Here is a 17,763-nt window from a genome sequence, read left to right as displayed (position 1 = left end):
CCCGCGGGGCGGCGGGCCCGCCCACGACGACGAGGACGCCGCCCTGCTGCGGTACCCGCAGCACGCCCCGATGTCGACGACGGTGCTGGGCCTGCGCCCCGGGCTGCCCGGGCGGACGCTCACCCTGGAGCGGCTCGGGTCCCTCCCGGCGGACGAGGTCGCCACCGTCCTCGCCCGCCACGGGCTCACCCTCGTCGTCCCGACCGGCCTGCGCCCGCTCACCCGGCGCGTCTACTGACCGGGCCGGTGGCCACCGCCGGGAGCAGCGCTCTCCGTGCCGCTGCCGAGCTGCCTCGACCGTCCGGACCGCTCACCTGGCATGCTGGTGCTGTCCACCGACGTGAGAAGGAGCCGAGATGACCGCGAACGACGGCGGACCTGACGAGCCGCGCTACGGCCGGCGCCTGCCCGAGGGGCAGCGACCTCCGTCCTACGGCGAGGGTGACGCCGGGCAGCAGGCCGGCTACGGCCAGCAGGGCGGCGGGTACGGCCAGCAGTCGGGCGGCTACGGCCAGCAGGGCCAGCAGCCCGGCTACGGCCAGCAGGGCGGCCAGCCCGGGGCGTACGGCCAGCCCGGGCACGGCCAGCAGCCCGGCCAGCCCGGGGCGTACGGCCAGCCCGGGTACGGCCAGCAGCCCGGTTACGGCCAGCCGGGATACGGCCAGCCCGGCGGGTACGGCTACGGGCCCGGCCCGAGCGGACCGCAGCCCAGGCGCACCGGCCCGATCGTCATGATCGTCCTGTCGGCGATCGCCATGGTCGCCGCACCGATCATCGGCTTCTTCATCGGCATCGCGTCGGTCCTCGACTCGGTCGAGCGCGTCGCGGGTGGTGCCCAGGTCACCAACGGCCGGTCCACCGACCTGCAGGCCGACACCGACTACGTCATCTACTTCGGCACCTCGTCGGCCGACCCCAGCCAGATCGAGTGCACGGTCACCGGGCCCGGGGGGCAGACCATCGCCACGGCTCCGGACAGCCTCGGCCTCGACGTCCCCGACTCCGCCATCGGCCTCGGCTTCACGACGGCGCAGGCCGGCAGCCACACCTTCGACTGCGACCTGCCGCAGGACGCCAGCTCGACCCTCACCATCGGTCCGCCGCTCGACGTCTCCGACCTCACGAGCGTCGGCATCGCCGTCCTCGTCGGTCTGGCGATCGGCTTCGTCGCCTTCATCCTCCTCATCATCGGCATCGTCTGGCTCGTGCGCGTCAACAAGCGCATCCGCACCGGCCAGTACTGACCCGCGAACGACGCAGCCGGCCCCCGCTCGTGCGGGGGGCCGGCTGCGTCGTCCTGGAGCGTCTCAGCCGCCCAGGCGCTGCCAGAGGAACTCGTGGGCCAGGGCCTGCATGAACGCCGCCTGCGCGTTCGTCGCGGCGCCGCCGTGGCCGCCCTCGATGTTCTCGTAGTACGTGACGTCCTTGCCCGCCTCGGCCATGAGCGCCATCATCTTGCGCGCGTGGCCGGGGTGGACGCGGTCGTCTCGCGTGGACGTCGTGAAGAGGACGGGCGGGTGCCCGTCGGCCGGGTCGAAGCGGTGGTAGGCCGAGAAGGTCCTGATGAACTCCCACTGCTCCGGGTCGTCCGGGTCGCCGTACTCGGCCATCCACGAGGCACCCGCGAGCAGGTGGCTGTAGCGCTTCATGTCGAGCAGCGGGACCTGGCAGACGATCGCCCCGAAGAGCTCGGGGTAGCCGGTGATCATGTTGCCCATGAGCAGGCCGCCGTTGGAGCCGCCCTGCGCGCCGAGGTGCGCGGGGTCGGTGACGCCGCGTGCCACGAGGTCACGCGCCACGGCGGCGAAGTCCTCGTAGGCGCGGTGGCGCTTCTCCTTGAGCGCCGCCTGGTGCCAGCGCGGCCCGTACTCCCCGCCGCCGCGGATGTTGGCGACGACGTAGGCCCCGCCCCGCGCGAGCCAGGCCCGGCCCACGGTCGCCGAGTACGCGGGCAGCCGGGGGATCTCGAAGCCGCCGTACCCGGACAGGAGCGTCGGGAGCGGGCGCACCACCTCGTTGTCGGCCACGGGCGTGGGGGACACCTGGAAGTACGGCACCCGGGTGCCGTCGTCGGACACGGCGAAGTGCTGCTCGACGTGCAGGCCCTCGGTGTCGAAGAAGGCCGGCAGCGCCTTGAGCGGCTCGAGGCCGACGACGGCGCCGTCCGCGTCGAGGTCCAGCCGGGCGAGCGTCGTCGGGGTGAGGAAGCCGGTGACGGTGAGCCACAGGGCGTCGGACTCGTCGGAGTCGACGGCGCCGACGGCGATCGTCGCCAGCCGCGGCGCCTCCCAGCCGGCCGCGGCGCCGGCGAGGTCGAGCGGGCGCCGCTGCCAGGTGCCGTCGGCGGGGGTGAGGACCTCGAGCCGGTTCGTCACGTCGTCGAGGACGTTGAGGACGAGGTGGTGACGGGTCCACGTCGCCCCGACCAGCGCCGTCGACTCCGTCGGCTCGTAGAGGACCGCGAAGTCACGGCTCCCGGCGAGGAAGTCGTCCAGGCGGATGGCGAGGAGCCCACCGCCGGGCAGGACGCGGCCCTCGACCTCCCAGTCCTCGCGCAGCTCGACGGTGAGCCACTCGCGGTGGAGGTCGGGCTCCGCGGAGCGCGGGACGTCGACACGGGTGAGCTCCCCGTCCTCGAGGAGGTACATGTCGGAGTCGTAGAAGGCGCGCGCCCGCCACACGACGTCCCGCTCGAAGCCGGGGGTGAAGTCGTGGCCGGCGCCGATCGACATGTCGGTGTGCTCGCCGGCGAAGACCTCCGGCGCGTCCGCCAGCGCCGTGCCGCGCTCCCAGCGGCGCACGGTGCGCGGGTAGCCGGAGGGCGTCATCGAGCCCTCCCCGACGTCCGTGTAGGCGTAGACGACGTCCCCGGTGGTGTCGGCCCAGCGCAGGGCGCCCTTGGACTCCTCGCGGACGAAGCCGTCCTCGACGAAGGTCTTCGTCACGAGGTCGAACTCGCGGGTGACGTCGGCGTCGGCGCCGCCGCGGGACAGCGCGACCAGGGCCCGCTCGTAGGCGGGGCGCAGCACCTGCGCGCCGTGCCACACCCAGCTGACGCCCTCCTCGGCGGCGAGGGCGTCGACGTCGAGGAGCACCTCCCACTCCGGCTCGGCGGTGCGGTAGGACTCCCAGGTGGTGCGCCGCCACAGCCCGCGCTCGTGCTCGGCGTCGGTCCAGAAGTTGTACAGGTGCTCGCCGCGCTGGACGACGGCGGGGATCTTGTCCGTCGAGTCGAGGACCTCGAGGATCTCCTCACGCAGCCGCGTGAAGCGCTCGGTCTCCAGGGCGCTGACCGCCCGCTCGTTGTGGGCGCGGACCCAGTCGAGCGCGGCGTCGCTCTCGACGTCCTCGAGCCAGGCGTGGGGGTCGGTGGGGGAGTCTGCAGTCATGGGCACATCCCATCACGCGCGCCGACGGCCGGGCCCCGCGAGGGAGCCCGGCCGCCCACGGGTCACTCGTTGCCGATCTTCTTGTCCGCGGCGTCCTGCGCGCTGTCGATCTTGTCGCCGTGCTTGCCGCCGGTCTTGGCGTCGGCGGCGTCGCCGGCCTTGTCGAGCGCGGCGTCGCTCTTCTGCTCGTCGCCCATGGCGTCCTTGGCCTTGTCAGCGATACCCATGCTCAGTCCCCTCTCTGCTGCGCCGCCGGGTTGCGGCTGGTGCTACGACAGTGCGCCCGCCCGCCGCTGCCCGCAACGGGAGGGCGTCCCCGCGCGGGCGCTGCGACGACGGGCCGGTGGTGGACCGGCCTGCGGCTCGGGCTCGGCCGTGTCGATAGCCTCGGGTGATGAGTGACATCCACGAGCTCAGCGCCCTCGACCTCGCCGCCGCCGTCCGCCGCGGTGAGCTCGACCCGCGCGACGTCGTCGAGCACACCCTCGAGCGGGCCGGACGGCTGGGTCCGGCCGTCGGTGCCTTCGCCCACCTCACCCCCGACCTCGCCCGCGAGCAGGCCGCCGCCGCGTCGCGCCGGCTCAGCGACGGCGGAGAGCTGCCGCCCTTCCTCGGCGTCCCGGTCCCGGTCAAGGACCTCGCGATGGTCGCCGGCCAGCCCTTCGAGGCCGGCAGCGCGGCCCTGCGCGGCTACGTCGCCCCCGCGGACGACGGCGTGACGGTGCGCCTGCGCGAGGCCGGCACCCTCATGGTCGGCAAGACGACGACGCCGGAGCTCGGCCTGCCGTCCTACACCGAGCCCGACGTCGCGGCCCCCGCCCGCAGCCCGTGGGACCCGCGCCGCAGCGCGGGCGGCTCCTCCGGCGGGGCGGCGGCCGCCGTGGCCGCCGGCATCGTCCCCGCCGCGCACGCGAGCGACGGCGGCGGCTCGATCCGCATCCCGGCCGCCGCCTGCGGGCTCGTCGGGCTCAAGGCGAGCCGCGGGCGGGTCTCGAAGGGGCCGCTCGGGGTCGACGGCGCCGGCCTCACCGTCGACGGCGTCGTCACCCGCACGGTGCGGGACACCGCCGCCTTCCTCGACGTCCTGTCCGAGCCGTGGCCGGGGGACCACTACCTCCTCCCCGGGCCGCGCTCCTCCTTCCTCGCGGCCTGCGGGCACCGGCCGCGCGAGCTGCGCATCGGCGTGCTCACCCGGCCCATCAACGTCCACGAGGCGCCGGTGCACGAGACGTCCCTCGCCGCCGTCGACCGGGCCGTGCGGCTGCTCGAGGAGATGGGGCACGCGGTGACGACCACCCAGGTGCCCTTCAGCCCCGAGGAGTGGGAGCACTTCAACCCGCTGTGGGCCGTGGGGGCGCTGTCCGCGCCGGTGCCGCCCGAGGCCGAGGCGCTCCTCGTGCCCCTCACCCGGTGGATGCGCGAGCAGGGGCGGCAGTACTCCGGGGTCGACTACGCGGCCGCCGTCGCCGCGGTCCAGCGCCTGGCCCGCTCGGCGGCCCAGGTGTGGCGCGACCTCGACGTCGTCCTCACCCCGGCGCTCGCGACCCCTGCCCCGTTCATCGGTGGCATGCGCGACGACGCCGACCCGGCGGCGGACTTCGAGGCGCAGAAGGCCTTCACGCCGTGGACGAGCCCGTGGAACATGCTCGGGGCCCCGGCGATCACCATCCCGCTGCACCGTGCCGAGGTCGACGGCGTCACGCTGCCGGTCGGCGTCCAGCTCGGGGCCACCCGGCTCGGGGACGAGGAGCTGCTCCTCGGCCTGGCGGCGGCGCTGGAGGAGGCCGACCCCTGGCCCACGAGCCCGGTCGAGCCGGCCTGACGCGTCAGTCCGGCGGCTCCACCGGGGGCGGGCCGGGGGACTCGCTGGGCGGCTCGACCGACGGCGAGCTCGGCGGCGCGGTGGGCGGCTGCCCGGGAGGCGGCGGGTCCGCCAGCGGCGCCGCGGGCTCCTGCGAGGGCACGGGCTCACCGGGCGGGACGGCGGGCCCGCCGGGACCGGGGCCCGGGGGAGGGAGTGTCGACATGATCGTGGCTCCTTTGGTCGGTGCTCGTGCGTCCGAGCGTGCGCCCGGCAGCGGCCCACCGCATCTCGTCACGACCGTGACGCGGTGCGGAACAGACTTGAGCGGAATAGACTCAACCCTGCGGCGTTGACCTCAGTGGAACCTGAACTCACCCGGAGGATTCGATGGACAAGCTGACCACCAAGTCGCAGGAGGCGATCGCCTCCGCCATGCGCTCGGCCGCGACGGCCGGCAACCCCCAGCTCGAGCCCGTCCACGTGCTCGTCGCGCTGCTCGAGCAGCCCGGCGGCGTCGCGCCCGCTCTCGTCGACGCCGTCGGCGCCAACCGCGCCGCCATCGTCGAGCGCGCCACGGCCGCGGCCGCCGCCCTGCCCGGTGCCTCCGGGTCCTCCGTGGCCCAGCCCTCCCCGTCGCGCCCGATGATGACCGTCATCACCCAGGCCGGGGAGGAGGCGACCGCCCTCGGGGACGAGTTCGTCTCCACCGAGCACCTCCTCCTCGCCCTCGCCCGCAGCGAGAGCCCCGCCGGGCAGGTCCTGCGCGACCTCGGCGCCGACCGGGACGCGCTCCTCGACGCGCTGCCCACGGTCCGCGGCTCCGGCCGCGTCACCAGCGCCGACCCCGAGGGCACGTACAAGGCCCTGGAGCAGTACGGCCAGGACCTCACCGCCGCTGCCCGCGACGGGCGCCTGGACCCCGTCATCGGCCGCGACGCCGAGATCCGCCGGGTCGTCCAGGTGCTCTCCCGCCGCACGAAGAACAACCCTGTCCTCATCGGCGAGCCCGGCGTCGGCAAGACCGCCGTCGTCGAGGGGCTGGCCCAGCGCATCGTCAACGGGGACGTCCCCGAGTCGCTGCGCGACAAGCGCCTCATCGCCCTCGACCTCGGCTCGATGGTCGCCGGCGCGAAGTACCGCGGCGAGTTCGAGGAGCGCCTCAAGGCGGTCCTCCAGGAGATCAAGGACTCCGACGGCGAGGTCGTCACCTTCATCGACGAGCTCCACACCGTCGTCGGCGCCGGTGCCGCCGAGGGCGCGATGGACGCCGGCAACATGCTCAAGCCCATGCTCGCCCGCGGCGAGCTGCGGATGGTCGGCGCCACGACCCTCGACGAGTTCCGCGAGCACATCGAGAAGGACCCCGCCCTCGAGCGCCGCTTCCAGCAGGTCTTCGTCGGCGAGCCCTCCGTCGAGGACACCGTCGCGATCCTGCGCGGCATCGCGCCCAAGTACGAGGCGCACCACCAGGTGACGATCTCCGACGGCGCGCTCGTCGCCGCCGCGACCCTCTCCGACCGCTACATCAGTGGGCGCCAGCTGCCCGACAAGGCCATCGACCTCGTCGACGAGGCCGCCTCCCGCCTGCGCATGGAGCTCGACTCCTCCCCCGAGGAGGTCGACGCGCTGCGCCGCGCCGTCGAGCGGCTGCGGATGGAGGAGGCCTACCTCGTCGAGTCCGCCGACGCCGACGACCCCGCCTCCCGGGACCGCCTCGAGCGGCTGCGCGCCGAGCTCGCCGACCGCTCCGAGGAGCTCGCCGCCCTCACCGCCCGGTGGGAGGCGGAGAAGGCCGGCCACAACCGCATCGGTGACCTCAAGCAGCGCCTGGACTCCCTGCGCACGGAGGCCGACCGCGCCGAGCGCGAGGGCCGCTACGAGGACGCCGGACGCCTGCGCTACGGCGACATCCCGGCCGTGGAGCGGGAGATCCGCGAGGCCGAGGCCGCCGAGGCCACCCAGCCCGCCGAGACCCCGATGATCGCCGACCGCGTCTCCGCGGACGAGGTCGCCGAGGTCGTCGCCGCCTGGACCGGCATCCCCGTCGGCCGGCTCCTCGAGGGGGAGACCGACAAGCTCCTGCGCATGGAGGACGTCCTCGGGCAGCGGCTCATCGGCCAGCGCACCGCCGTCCAGGCCGTGTCCGACGCCGTGCGGCGCTCCCGGGCAGGCCTGTCCGACCCCGACCGGCCCACCGGCTCCTTCCTCTTCCTCGGCCCCACCGGCGTCGGCAAGACCGAGCTGGCCAAGTCCCTTGCCGACTTCCTCTTCGACGACGAGCGCGCCATCGTGCGCATCGACATGAGCGAGTACTCCGAGAAGCACTCCGTCTCGCGGCTCGTCGGCGCCCCTCCCGGGTACGTCGGCTACGAGGCGGGCGGCCAGCTCACCGAGGCGGTGCGCCGCCGGCCGTACTCCGTCGTCCTCCTCGACGAGGTCGAGAAGGCCCACCCGGAGGTCTTCGACATCCTCCTCCAGGTGCTCGACGACGGCCGGCTCACCGACGGCCAGGGCCGCACGGTGGACTTCCGCAACGTCATCCTCGTCCTCACCTCCAACCTCGGCTCGCAGTTCCTCGTCGACCAGACGATGCCCGAGGAGGCCAAGCGTGAGGCCGTGATGAGCGCGGTGCGGGCGGCCTTCAAGCCCGAGTTCCTCAACCGGCTCGACGACGTCGTCCTCTTCGACGCCCTGAGCCTCGAGGAGCTCGGTGCGATCGTCGAGCTCCAGGTCGCGCGGCTGCGTGACCGGCTCGCCGAGCGCCGCATCACCCTGGAGGTGACGACGGCGGCCGCCGAGTGGCTTGCCTTCGAGGGCTACGACCCGGCCTACGGCGCGCGTCCGCTGCGCCGGCTCGTCCAGCGCGAGATCGGCGACCAGCTCGCCCGTCTCATGCTCGGCGGGGAGGTGGCCGACGGCGCGACCGTGGCCGTCGACCGCGGCACCGAGGGCGGCCTCGTCCTCACCGTGGACGCCGACACGACCGCCGTCGCCCCCCTCTGACGGAACAGCTCAGCTCTCGCCGAGGACGACCCCCCTCGCGGCGAGAGCTGAGCTCTTCCAGGGGCTGGGGGCAGCGGGTCCGTCCACAGGTGGCACCCTGGGAGGCATGAGTGCTTTCGACCAGGTGGAGCTGCCGGACTTCCCGCACGCGGTCGTCGTCACCGACGCGAGCGGGACGCGACTGACCCACGGGGAGGCCGGACAGTCCTTCCCGTGGGCGTCGGTGACCAAGCTGCTGACGACGGCGGCCACGCTCGTCGCCGTCTCCCGCCACCTCGTCGACCTCGAGGAGCCCGCGGGCCCGGAGGGGGCGACGGTGCGCCACCTGCTCGCCCACGCCTCGGGCGTGGCGATGGACTCCGACGACACCCTCAGCGCTCCCGGCCGCCGGCGGATCTACAGCAACCGCGGCATGGAGCTCGTCGCGGACCACGTCGCCGAGGCGACGGGCACCGACTTCGCCGACTGGCTGGAGGACACGGTGCTCCTCCCGCTGGGCCTGAGCACCGTCGTGCTCGAGGGCTCCCCGGCCCACGGCGCTCGCGGCAGCGCCGAGGACCTCGCCGCCTTCGGCCGTGAGCTCCTCGCCCCTGAGGTCCTGGACCCCGAGCTCCTCGCCGAGGCCACCACCGTCCAGCTGCCGGGCCTGCCCGGCGTGCTGCCCGGCTTCGGGCGCCAGGACCCCAACGACTGGGGCCTGGGCTTCGAGATCCGCGGCACGAAGTCGCCGCACTGGACCGGCAGCAGCAACGCACCGGAGACCTTCGGGCACTTCGGCCAGTCCGGCAGCTTCCTGTGGGTCGACCCGCGGGCCGGCCTGGCCACGGCCTTCCTCGGCGCCGAGCGCTTCGGGGAGTGGGCGGCCCAGCTGTGGCCCGGGCTGTCCGACGCCGTTCTCACCGACCTGCGCTGACGTTAGCCTGCTGCCATGCCAGACGCTCCTGACGTCGTCGGCCTCGTCCTGAGCGGTGGCGGGGCGCGGGCCAGCTTCCAGATCGGCGCCCTCCGCTACCTCTACGACCGGGCGGGCATCTGCCCCTCGGTCATCACCGGCACCTCGGCGGGCTCGATCCTCGCGGCCGTCCTCGCGCAGTCGGCCGAGCAGGACGGCCAGCGTGCCGCGCTCGCCCGCCTCGAGGAGCTGTGGCGCGCGATGAGCGACTCCTCGGACATGTTCGAGGAGCTGCCGTGGTTCAGCCGGCTGCGCGAGCGCGGCCCGGTGTGGGCCGAGGCCCTCGAGCGGCGCAAGCGGCGCCAGGGCGCGCTCGGCCGGTCCTTCAAGCGGGTGGCCGTCCTGCGGGACGAGATCTCCACCGCCGCCGAGCGGGTCGTCCGCACGGCCAACGGCGAGGGGCGCCGGGCCGAGCAGCCCGAGGAGCCGGTGGTGGAGCACGCCGACCACCCGCCCGTGGAGCACCCGCCCGTCCCGACCCAGCCGAGCCGCCTCACCCCGGGCGGCGAGCCCGCCGAGGAGCAGGCGGCGAGCACCGAGCGGCGTCCCGCGGACGCGCCCGTCTCCGGGCCGGGCCGCTTCCTCGAGTCGATCGACATGCTCCGGACCATGGGTCGCGCGAGCGGCGACCTCGAGACGATCGTCGAGGGCGCCCGCCGCGAGCGCTCGGTGTACCGCCCGGGCCCCCTCGTCGACCACCTCGTCGATCCCGAGGTCTTCCGCCCCGACGCCGTCGCGGCGTCCGGCGTCACCCTGCGCGTCGCCGTCGTCGGGCTCGAGAGCGGCGAGCTGCGCTACGTCACCGAGGACGGCACGCTCGTCGACCGCGACAACCGTCCCCTCGGCGACGGTCCCGTCGACCTCGTCGAGGCGATCCGCGCGTCCTGCGCCATCCCCATGGTCTTCCCGCCGGTGCGGCTCGGTGAGGAGAACTACGTCGACGGCGGGGTGCGGGAGTCGCTGCCCGCGGAGGTCGCGATCACCCACCTCGGCGTCGACACCTGCTACGCCGTCGTCGCCGGACCGTCCGGGCTGCGCCGCGAGGAGTCCTACGACGACAAGGACATGCTCGGCATCCTCATGCGGACGACGACGGCGATCATGACCGACGAGGTGCAGCGCGACGAGGTGGTCCAGGCCCGGGCGGCGGGCGCCGTCGTCATCGAGCCGGAGTTCGACGTCCACGACACCCTCACCATCGAGCCCGGCCTCGTCGCGCTCGCGATCGACTACGGCTACCTGCGCGCGGCCGAGGCCGTCCTCGGCGCGAGCGACGAGGAGCAGGCCGTCACCCGCGAGCTCGTCCTCCTGCGCCGTCGCATCTGGCACGCCGAGGAGGAGGCCTTCGGCGAGGACGTGGCGGAGTCGGCCCGCCTGGAGCGGGTCGCCGAGATCGCCGGCCTCAAGTACACCCTGCGCGACCTCCTGCGCCGCGTGCCCGCCGAGCGCCTGCCCGAGGGCGCCGAGGAGTGGTGGCGCACCTGGGAGCACCACCGGACCGAGATCACCGTCGCGCCGGGCTGGGTGCCACCGCGCCCCTGAGCGCGCTCAGTCCAGGTCGACGACGACGGGCACGTGGTCGCTGGCCCCCTTGCCCTTGCGCTCGTTGCGGTCGACGTGGGCGCCCGTCACCCGGGCGGCGAGCGCGGGGGAGGCGTGGACGAGGTCGATCCGCATGCCCTCGTTGCGGGGGAAGCGCAGGCGCTGGTAGTCCCAGTAGGTGTAGGCGCCGGGGGTGTGCTCGCGGGTGACCTCGGTGAGACCGGCCTCGCCCAGGGCGGCGAGCGACGCGCGCTCGGCCGGGGAGACGTGGGTGGCGCCGACGAAGGCCGCCGGGTCCCACACGTCCTCGTCGCGCGGGGCGACGTTCCAGTCCCCGACGAGCGCGACCTGGGCGGCGGGGTCGGCCGTGAGCCAGCCGTGGGCGGCGTCGCGCAGGGCCGAGAGCCAGTCGAGCTTGTACTGGTAGTGCGGGTCGTCCAGGGTGCGGCCGTTGGGGACGTACAGGCTCCACACCCGCACGCCGTCGACCGTGGCGCCCAGGGCGCGGGCCTCGGCGGCGGCGGGCTCACCCCAGGTCGGCATGCCCGGGAAGCCGGGCTCGACATCCTCCACGGGCAGCCGGGAGACGACGGCGACGCCGTTCCACTGGCTCAGGCCGTGGTGGGCGACGTGGTACCCAGCGGCCTCGAAGGGCAGGAACGGGAACTGGTCGTCGCGGCACTTGGTCTCCTGGAGGGCCAGCACGTCCGTCCCCGAGCGCTCGAGAAAGGCGAGGACCCGGTCGACCCGGGTGCGGACGGAGTTGACGTTCCACGTGGCCAGGCGCATGCGCTCGAGGCTACCGGCCGGCCGGTACCCTGCAGCCGTGACCTCCCCCAACGACTCCCTGCGCAGCCGGCTCGCCCAGTACGTCCGCGACCTCGCCGTCATCCACGGCGAGGTGACGCTCGCCAGCGGCCGCACCTCCGACCACTACGTCGACATGCGGCGCGTCACCCTCCACCACGCGGCCGCGCCGCTCGTGGGGCACGTCGTCCTCGACCTCCTCGAGGAGGCCGGTCTCGGCCCCGACGAGGTCGACGCCGTCGGCGGGCTCACCATGGGCGCCGACCCGGTCGCCACCGCGGTCCTCCACGCCGCCGCCTCCCGCGGCCTCGCCGTCGACGCCTTCGTCGTCCGCAAGGAGGCCAAGGCGCACGGCCTGCAGCGCCGCGTCGAGGGCCCGGACGTCGCCGGCCGCCGCGTCGTCGCCGTCGAGGACACCTCGACCACCGGGGGCAGCCTGCTCACCGCCATCGAGGCGCTGCGCGAGGCGGGCGCCGAGGTCGTCGGGGCCGCAGTCGTCGTCGACCGGGACACCGGGGCACGCGAGCGCGTCGAGGCGGCGGGCGTGCGGTACCTGGCCGCCCTCGGCCTGGAGGACCTCGGGCTCACCCCCCGCTGAGATCGCCGGGTCGGCGGCGCGCTCCTGTGACAGGCTGAGCGCGTGGAGATGCTCGTCGTGCTCGCCGTCCTGGCCGTCATCGTCGTCGTCGTTGCCGTCTGGGCGATCGCGACCTACAACGGCCTGGTCCGCCTGCGGAACCTCGTCCAGGAGGCCTGGCGGCAGATCGACGTCGAGCTCCACCGCCGCCACTCGCTCGTGCCCAACCTCGTCGAGACGGTCAAGGGCTACGCCGCCCAGGAGCGGGAGGTCTTCGACGAGGTCACCCGCGCCCGCGCGGCCGCCGCCGGCGGCGGGCTGGGGCCCGCCAAGCAGGCGGTCAGCGAGAACGCCCTCAGCGGCGCGCTGAGCCGGCTCTTCGCCGTCGCCGAGGCCTACCCGGAGCTGCGCTCCTCGGAGAACTTCGCCGACCTCCAGGCCGAGCTCACCAACACCGAGGACCGCATCGCCGCGGGCCGCCGCTTCTACAACGCCAACGTGCGCCAGCTCAACACGAAGATCGAGACCTTCCCGCCGAACATCGTCGCGAACATGTTCTCCTTCCGGCGCGCGGAGTACTTCGAGGCCAACGACCCCGCGGTCCGCGCCGTCCCCTCGGTCCACTTCACGGCCGGGGAGGCGCCCGGCTCCGCCGCGTCCGTCGACGGCGGCCCCTCCTTCGGTGGTCAGCGCGGGGGCTACGACCCTCACCGCGACGCCTGAGGTGAGCGAGGAGGAGGTCGGCGTCGGGCCCTGGCCCGGCGGGCCGGAGGCCTGGCCCCGGGACCCCCGGCTCGACCCCGAGCTGCTCGCCGAGGGGGACCGGCGCAACGTCGTCGACGAGTACCGCTACTGGCGGCTGGAGGCGATCGTCGAAGACATCGACGCCCGCCGCCACCCCCTCCACGTCGCGATCGAGAACCTCGGGCACGACTTCAACATCGGCTCGGTCGTCCGCACGGCCAACGCCTTCGCCGTCGCCGCCGTCCACATCGTCGGGCGACGGCGGTGGAACCGGCGTGGCGCGATGGTCACCGACCGCTACCAGCACCTGCACCACCACGACGACGTCGCCGGCCTCCTCGCGTGGGCGCAGGGCCAGGGGCTGGCGGTCATCGGCGTCGACAACGTCCCGGGATCGCTGCCGCTCGAGCACCGGCCGCTGCCGGAGCGTGCGGTCCTGCTGTTCGGCCAGGAGTCCGGCGGGCTGTCCGCCGAGGCGCGGGCCGCCTGCACCGAGATCGTCCACATCACCCAGTACGGCTCCACCCGGTCCCTCAACGTCGGGGCCGCGGCCGCGGTGGCGATGTACTCGTGGATCCTGCAGCACGGGCCGCAGGTCGGACGTCCCGACCCGGCCGACTCCGGGCGTGACACAATCTAGGCGTATCGCTGCGTCTATCCACAGGAGGCATTCAGTGCCCATCGCAACCCCCGAGTCCTACAACGAGATGCTCGACCGGGCGAAGGCGGGCAAGTTCGCCTACCCGGCCATCAACATCACCTCGTCCCAGACCGTGACCGCGGCGATCCGCGGCTTCGCCGAGGCCGAGAGCGACGGCATCATCCAGGTCTCCGTCGGCGGTGGCGAGTACGCCTCCGGCTCGACCATCAAGGACCGCGTCACCGGTACCCGCGCCCTGGCCGCCTACGCCCACGAGGTCGCCAAGAACTACGGCGTCACCATCGCGCTGCACACCGACCACTGCGTCAAGGAGAACCTCGACTCCTGGGTGAAGCCGCTGCTCGCCATGGAGGCCGAGGAGGTCGCCGCCGGCAAGAACCCGATGTTCCAGTCGCACATGTTCGACGGCTCCACCGTCCCGCTGGACGAGAACCTCGTCATCGCCGAGGAGCTCCTCGAGCTCTCCCAGAAGGCGCGCACGATCCTCGAGATCGAGGTCGGCGTCGTCGGTGGCGAGGAGGACGGCCACGAGGCCGAGATCAACGAGAAGCTCTACACCACCCCCGAGGACGGCCTGGCCACCGTGCGCGCGCTCGGCGCCGGCGAGAAGGGCCGGTACCTCACGGCGCTGACCTTCGGCAACGTCCACGGCGTGTACAAGCCCGGTGCGGTCAAGCTGCGCCCGGAGATCCTCGGTGAGATCCAGCGTGTCGTCGGCCAGGAGATCGGCAAGGAGTCGCCCTTCGACCTCGTCTTCCACGGCGGGTCCGGCTCGACGGCCGAGGAGATCGCCCTCGCCGTCGACAACGGCGTCATCAAGATGAACGTCGACACCGACACCCAGTACGCGTTCACCCGCCCGGTCGTGGAGCACATGTTCCGCAACTACGACGGCGTGCTCAAGATCGACGGCGACGTCGGCAACAAGAAGGCCTACGACCCCCGCGCCTGGGGCAAGGCCGCGGAGGCCGGCATGGCCGCCCGCATCGTCGAGGCCTGCCAGCAGCTGCGCTCGGCCGGCACGAAGATGGCCTGACGCCAGACCGACTGACGCACGAAGGGCCCGCTGGCAGCAGCCGGCGGGCCCTTCGTCGTCCTGCTGGTGCTCAGGCGGCGTCGTCACCCGGAGGAGGGTCGGCCGGCTCGGGGAAGCCGGGGTCCTCCTCGACGATCGTCACGACGTCGCCCAGGCGCGTGATGTCGAGCAGGAACCGGACGACGTCCGGAGGCTTGATCATCGTGAGCGGGCCGGGCGTGCGGTGGGCGAGCCGCGCGAGGAGCGCGACGCCCGAGGAGTCCATGAAGGTGACGTGGCGGGCGTCGATCTCCACGGGGTTGCGGGAGGACTCGGCCTCGGAGACCGCCTCGGTGAGCTCGCTGCTGAGAGCAACGTCGATCTCACCGGACAGGACGAGCCGGGTGCGCCCCTGTGCCACCATGACCGACGCCGTGCCGGTCTCGGGGCCGCGGCCGCTTGTCGAACTGTCGTCGCGCACAGGCTCTCCTTCTGCTGGTCCGGCGGTTCGCGCCGGAACGTCCTCCACGGCATCCTAGGAGACTCAGGACGATCGGAGAGCCAACATGACCGGACCGGACAGCGGCGTGCCCGCACCGGTGGACTCCCCGACCCCTCCTCACGGCACCGTCCGCATGCGCCCGGCCCGGCCCGCCGAGCCCCCGCGCGAGCTGCCCGAGGCGCTCGCCGTCCGCTCCGAGCACCTGCTCGAGGCGCTGCCCGACCCGACCTACGTCGTCGACATCGACCTGTCCACGCGCCCTGCCGGCTCCCGCGTCGTGTGGGTGAGCTCCTCGCTCGCGGAGATGACCGGCTACTCGGTCGCCGAGCTGCGCGAGTCCGCCCCCCGGCTCGTCGCCACCCACGGGCGGGACACGAGCGCGCTGCTGGAGGCGCTCGCGGCGGGGCTGCCCGTCTCCGTCGTGCGGTCCGTGCCGCGCAGTGACGGCACCTCCTACCGCGCCACCGTGTCCTTCAGCCCGCTCGGGGCAGGCGCCGGCGGCTGGCACCGCTGGCTGGTCACGGTGCGCGACGCCACCGAGGAGCTCGCCTCCGCCGTCCTCGCCGAGGAGCGCGCCGCCGCCGAGGAGCGCGCTCAGCGTGGCCTGAGCCTCGTCGCACGGGTCTCCGACATCCTCGCCGACGTCGACTCCACGACCGCGCTCACCGAGATCGGTGCCCTGCTCGTGCGGCGCATCGTCCCGTGGGCCGCCTTCTACGCCGACGGCACGCAGCTGCAGAAGGTCACCGACCTCGCCGGCATCTCCTACCACCGCCGCGACCTGCGCCGCCAGGCCCGGCTGCGCGGGGACATCCCCGACCCCGTCGTCGGGCTCTTCCTCGACACCCGCATGCAGACGGTCGTCGTCGACCCGCGCGAGCCGGCCGAGGAGGGCACCCTCACCGGGGAGCTCCTCGCGCTCGTCGCCCAGGACGACACCGCGCCCGACGACGGGCCGCTGTGGCTGCTGCCCGTCCTCGGCCGCAAGGCCGTCCTCGCCGTCCTCGCCGTCCGCCCGCCGGACCGGGAGACCGACGAGCAGGCGCTGCCGACCGGGGAGCTGACCACCGTCCTCGAGCTCGTCGCCCGCCGCGTGGGCATGGCGATGGACAACCTCCAGCTCTACGACCGCGAGCACCGCCTCGCCGAGACGCTCCAGCGCGCCATGCTCCCCGAGCAGAGCCACGTCGAGGGCGTGGACGTGTGGAGCTACTACGCGCCCAGCTCCGAGCACGCCCAGGTGGGCGGGGACTGGTACGACGTCCTCGACATGGGTGAGGGACGTGTCGGTGTCGTCGTGGGCGACGTCGTCGGGCACGACGTCGAGGCGGCGGCGGCGATGGGCCAGCTCCGGTCCGTCGTGCGCGCCTACGCCGCCGAGTTCGTCGAGCCGGGCAAGGTCCTGGGCCGCGTCGACCGGCTGGTGGCGAGCATGCGGATCGCCCGTCCCGCCTCCTTCGTCTACGCCACGCTCCACCCCCGGCCGAGCGGGGAGACCTGGGACGTGGCCTACTCCCGCGCCGGGCACCTGCCGATCGTCCAGGTGAGCGGCGGGCGGGCCACCCAGCTCGAGGGCGCCAACGGCCCACTCGTCGGCTTCGGCGGCCGGCCGCGGCACACCGGGCACGCGGTCGCCCGCCCCGGGGACGTCCTCGTCTTCTACACCGACGGCCTCGTCGAGCGCCGCGACCGCTCCATGCGCGACGGCGTCGCCGCCCTCGTCGCGGCCGCCGAGAAGATCGACGCGCCCGACGCCGCCGGGATCGGGGAGGAGCTGCTCCAGGAGCTCGCCGACGCGCCCGAGGACGACATCGCCGTCGTCGTCCTCCGCGTGCCCGACCCCGCCTCCGACCCCACCCACACGTGGTCCGGGCCCCGGGAGCGGCGCTGGCAGATGCCGATGGACCCCAAGACGATCGCGCGGGCCCGGCACGCCGTGCTCCGCGCCTGCGAGGCCTGGGACGTCGAGGACACAGCCGCCGCGGAGCTCGTCGCCTCCGAGCTCGTCGCCAACGCCGTCATGCACGGGTGGGGCCGGGTGGACCTGCGCCTGCGCGACACCGGTGACGGCCTGCGCATCGAGGTCGAGGACGCCAACCCCAGCCCGCCGGTGGTCCGCGAGGGCCGCGTGGGCCGGGTGGGCGGCTTCGGGCTCCACATCATCTCCCGGCTCGCCGAGTGGGGCTGGCGCCCCACCCCGGCCGGCAAGGTCGTGTGGGCGCGCGTGCGCGCCAAGGAGCCCTGGGCCCAGCGCTCGGAGCAGCAGGAGGGCTAGGAGGCCCGGCGCTCGCAGCGGTGCTCGGTGTCGATCCGGAAGCTGCCCAGCGCGCCGCAGATCTCGAGGACGAAGAGCTCGCGGTCGTCGCAGCCGCGCAGCACGGCCGCGCCGCCGCGCTTGCCCGCGGCGTCGGCGAGCGCGATGAGGAACGCCGCGCCGGTGGAGTCCATGAAGGTGACGTCGCACATGTCGATGACGAGGAGCTGGCGGCGCAGCCCGCTCACCCGGGCCGTCGCCTCCGGGAACTGACCGCGTTCGGCAAGGTCGAGATCCCCGCTGATCGTCACCGTCGTCGTGGTCGATGACGCCGCGATCTCGATCATGCTGCTCCCTCTGGCCGCCGCTCGTGCGCGTGCGGCGGTGCCCGGTCCGTTAACTCGTCGAGCCTAGGCGGGTGAGCCGCCGGGTGCACCTCGAACCGCCGGAGGGGAGCGTTGGGTAACCTGTCCCGGGAGCCGATCGGCGCCCGCCTCCAGCGAAAGGGATCAC

General features: G+C 74.1%; 16 protein-coding genes and 1 pseudogene. 11 read left to right on the top strand and 6 right to left on the bottom strand.

Annotated features, from left to right (window positions below; genetic code table 11):
• Both H9624_RS06000 and H9624_RS05995 read left to right on the top strand, forming a co-directional pair.
• Positions 1–238, top strand: a pseudogene (locus H9624_RS06000) (hypothetical protein); the annotation flags it as partial.
• 118 nt (positions 239–356) lie between these two features.
• Positions 357–1,244 (top strand): hypothetical protein, encoded by an 888-nt coding sequence (locus tag H9624_RS05995; protein WP_251838918.1) that lies wholly within the window; start codon positions 357–359, stop codon positions 1,242–1,244.
• 63 nt (positions 1,245–1,307) lie between these two features.
• On the opposite strand, the gene H9624_RS05990 is transcribed toward H9624_RS05995, so the two are convergent.
• The gene (locus H9624_RS05990; protein WP_251838917.1) at positions 1,308–3,389 is read right to left on the bottom strand and encodes a prolyl oligopeptidase family serine peptidase; all 2,082 of its coding nucleotides are present in this window, start codon (positions 3,387–3,389) and stop codon (positions 1,308–1,310) included.
• A gap of 62 nt (positions 3,390–3,451) precedes the next feature.
• Entirely contained in the window at positions 3,452–3,616 is a 165-nt protein-coding gene (locus H9624_RS05985; protein ID WP_251838916.1) for an antitoxin, read from the bottom strand.
• Positions 3,617–3,783: 167 nt separating this feature from the next.
• On the opposite strand from H9624_RS05985, the gene H9624_RS05980 reads away from it, so the two are divergent.
• Positions 3,784–5,211, top strand: a complete 1,428-nt coding sequence (locus tag H9624_RS05980) for an amidase (protein WP_251838915.1) — start codon at positions 3,784–3,786, stop codon at positions 5,209–5,211.
• Between the two features lie 4 nt (positions 5,212–5,215).
• On the opposite strand, the gene H9624_RS05975 is transcribed toward H9624_RS05980, so the two are convergent.
• Positions 5,216–5,416 (bottom strand): hypothetical protein, encoded by a 201-nt coding sequence (locus tag H9624_RS05975; RefSeq protein WP_251838914.1) that lies wholly within the window; start codon positions 5,414–5,416, stop codon positions 5,216–5,218.
• A gap of 164 nt (positions 5,417–5,580) precedes the next feature.
• On the opposite strand from H9624_RS05975, the gene clpB reads away from it, so the two are divergent.
• The 3 genes from clpB to H9624_RS05960 all read left to right on the top strand — a co-directional run bounded on the left by clpB (position 5,581) and on the right by H9624_RS05960 (position 10,690).
• Positions 5,581–8,196, top strand: a complete 2,616-nt coding sequence (gene clpB, locus H9624_RS05970; protein WP_251838913.1) for an ATP-dependent chaperone ClpB — start codon at positions 5,581–5,583, stop codon at positions 8,194–8,196.
• A gap of 106 nt (positions 8,197–8,302) precedes the next feature.
• The gene (locus H9624_RS05965) at positions 8,303–9,109 is read left to right on the top strand and encodes a serine hydrolase domain-containing protein (RefSeq protein WP_251838912.1); all 807 of its coding nucleotides are present in this window, start codon (positions 8,303–8,305) and stop codon (positions 9,107–9,109) included.
• 15 nt (positions 9,110–9,124) lie between these two features.
• Positions 9,125–10,690 carry a patatin-like phospholipase family protein gene (locus tag H9624_RS05960; RefSeq protein ID WP_251838911.1) on the top strand — a complete coding sequence of 522 codons (1,566 nt, stop codon included), beginning with the start codon at positions 9,125–9,127 and terminating at the stop codon, positions 10,688–10,690.
• A gap of 6 nt (positions 10,691–10,696) precedes the next feature.
• Here H9624_RS05960 and H9624_RS05955 read toward each other — a convergent pair whose 3' ends face one another.
• Positions 10,697–11,479 (bottom strand): exodeoxyribonuclease III, encoded by a 783-nt coding sequence (locus H9624_RS05955; protein ID WP_251838910.1) that lies wholly within the window; start codon positions 11,477–11,479, stop codon positions 10,697–10,699.
• Positions 11,480–11,516: 37 nt separating this feature from the next.
• Between H9624_RS05955 and pyrE the strand changes: the two genes are divergently transcribed.
• Genes pyrE through fbaA form a run of 4 tightly spaced genes read left to right on the top strand, consistent with a single transcriptional unit; the run spans position 11,517 to position 14,515 of the window.
• Positions 11,517–12,095 carry an orotate phosphoribosyltransferase gene (pyrE, locus tag H9624_RS05950; RefSeq protein ID WP_251838909.1) on the top strand — a complete coding sequence of 193 codons (579 nt, stop codon included), beginning with the start codon at positions 11,517–11,519 and terminating at the stop codon, positions 12,093–12,095.
• A gap of 48 nt (positions 12,096–12,143) precedes the next feature.
• Positions 12,144–12,797 (top strand): LemA family protein, encoded by a 654-nt coding sequence (locus H9624_RS05945; RefSeq protein WP_251839019.1) that lies wholly within the window; start codon positions 12,144–12,146, stop codon positions 12,795–12,797.
• Positions 12,757–13,458, top strand: a complete 702-nt coding sequence (locus H9624_RS05940) for a TrmH family RNA methyltransferase (RefSeq protein WP_504740233.1) — start codon at positions 12,757–12,759, stop codon at positions 13,456–13,458. Before H9624_RS05945 ends, H9624_RS05940 begins: the two co-directional genes overlap by 41 nt.
• A 34-nt stretch (positions 13,459–13,492) precedes the next feature.
• Entirely contained in the window at positions 13,493–14,515 is a 1,023-nt protein-coding gene (fbaA, locus tag H9624_RS05935) for a class II fructose-bisphosphate aldolase (protein ID WP_251838907.1), read from the top strand.
• Positions 14,516–14,585: 70 nt separating this feature from the next.
• On the opposite strand, the gene H9624_RS05930 is transcribed toward fbaA, so the two are convergent.
• The gene (locus H9624_RS05930; RefSeq protein ID WP_251838906.1) at positions 14,586–14,975 is read right to left on the bottom strand and encodes an STAS domain-containing protein; all 390 of its coding nucleotides are present in this window, start codon (positions 14,973–14,975) and stop codon (positions 14,586–14,588) included.
• Positions 14,976–15,060: 85 nt separating this feature from the next.
• On the opposite strand from H9624_RS05930, the gene H9624_RS05925 reads away from it, so the two are divergent.
• A complete protein-coding gene (locus H9624_RS05925) occupies positions 15,061–17,271 on the top strand; it encodes an ATP-binding SpoIIE family protein phosphatase (protein WP_251838905.1) in 2,211 nt (736 codons plus the stop codon).
• Here H9624_RS05925 and H9624_RS05920 read toward each other — a convergent pair.
• Positions 17,268–17,597: an STAS domain-containing protein gene (locus H9624_RS05920; protein WP_251303586.1), complete on the bottom strand. Its 330-nt coding sequence runs from the start codon at positions 17,595–17,597 to the stop codon at positions 17,268–17,270. The genes H9624_RS05925 and H9624_RS05920 overlap by 4 nt on opposite strands.
• Positions 17,598–17,763: the final 166 nt, after the last annotated feature.

It is taken from the genome of Oceanitalea stevensii (assembly GCF_014837105.1).
Lineage (GTDB): Bacteria > Actinomycetota > Actinomycetes > Actinomycetales > Actinomycetaceae > Oceanitalea > Oceanitalea stevensii.
The sequence above is the reverse complement of the archived record's forward strand: the minus strand, read 5'-3'. Positions and strand labels throughout refer to the sequence as shown.

Coding starts and splice junctions, on each gene's coding strand:
- H9624_RS05995 (WP_251838918.1), top strand. CDS start 357: ATGACCGCGAACGACGGCGGACCTGACGAGCCGCGCTACGGCCGGCGC.
- H9624_RS05990 (WP_251838917.1), bottom strand. CDS start 3,389: ATGACTGCAGACTCCCCCACCGACCCCCACGCCTGGCTCGAGGACGTC.
- H9624_RS05985 (WP_251838916.1), bottom strand. CDS start 3,616: ATGGGTATCGCTGACAAGGCCAAGGACGCCATGGGCGACGAGCAGAAG.
- H9624_RS05980 (WP_251838915.1), top strand. CDS start 3,784: ATGAGTGACATCCACGAGCTCAGCGCCCTCGACCTCGCCGCCGCCGTC.
- H9624_RS05975 (WP_251838914.1), bottom strand. CDS start 5,416: ATGTCGACACTCCCTCCCCCGGGCCCCGGTCCCGGCGGGCCCGCCGTC.
- clpB (WP_251838913.1), top strand. CDS start 5,581: ATGGACAAGCTGACCACCAAGTCGCAGGAGGCGATCGCCTCCGCCATG.
- H9624_RS05965 (WP_251838912.1), top strand. CDS start 8,303: ATGAGTGCTTTCGACCAGGTGGAGCTGCCGGACTTCCCGCACGCGGTC.
- H9624_RS05960 (WP_251838911.1), top strand. CDS start 9,125: ATGCCAGACGCTCCTGACGTCGTCGGCCTCGTCCTGAGCGGTGGCGGG.
- H9624_RS05955 (WP_251838910.1), bottom strand. CDS start 11,479: ATGCGCCTGGCCACGTGGAACGTCAACTCCGTCCGCACCCGGGTCGAC.
- H9624_RS05945 (WP_251839019.1), top strand. CDS start 12,144: ATGCTCGTCGTGCTCGCCGTCCTGGCCGTCATCGTCGTCGTCGTTGCC.
- H9624_RS05925 (WP_251838905.1), top strand. CDS start 15,061: ATGACCGGACCGGACAGCGGCGTGCCCGCACCGGTGGACTCCCCGACC.
- H9624_RS05920 (WP_251303586.1), bottom strand. CDS start 17,597: ATGATCGAGATCGCGGCGTCATCGACCACGACGACGGTGACGATCAGC.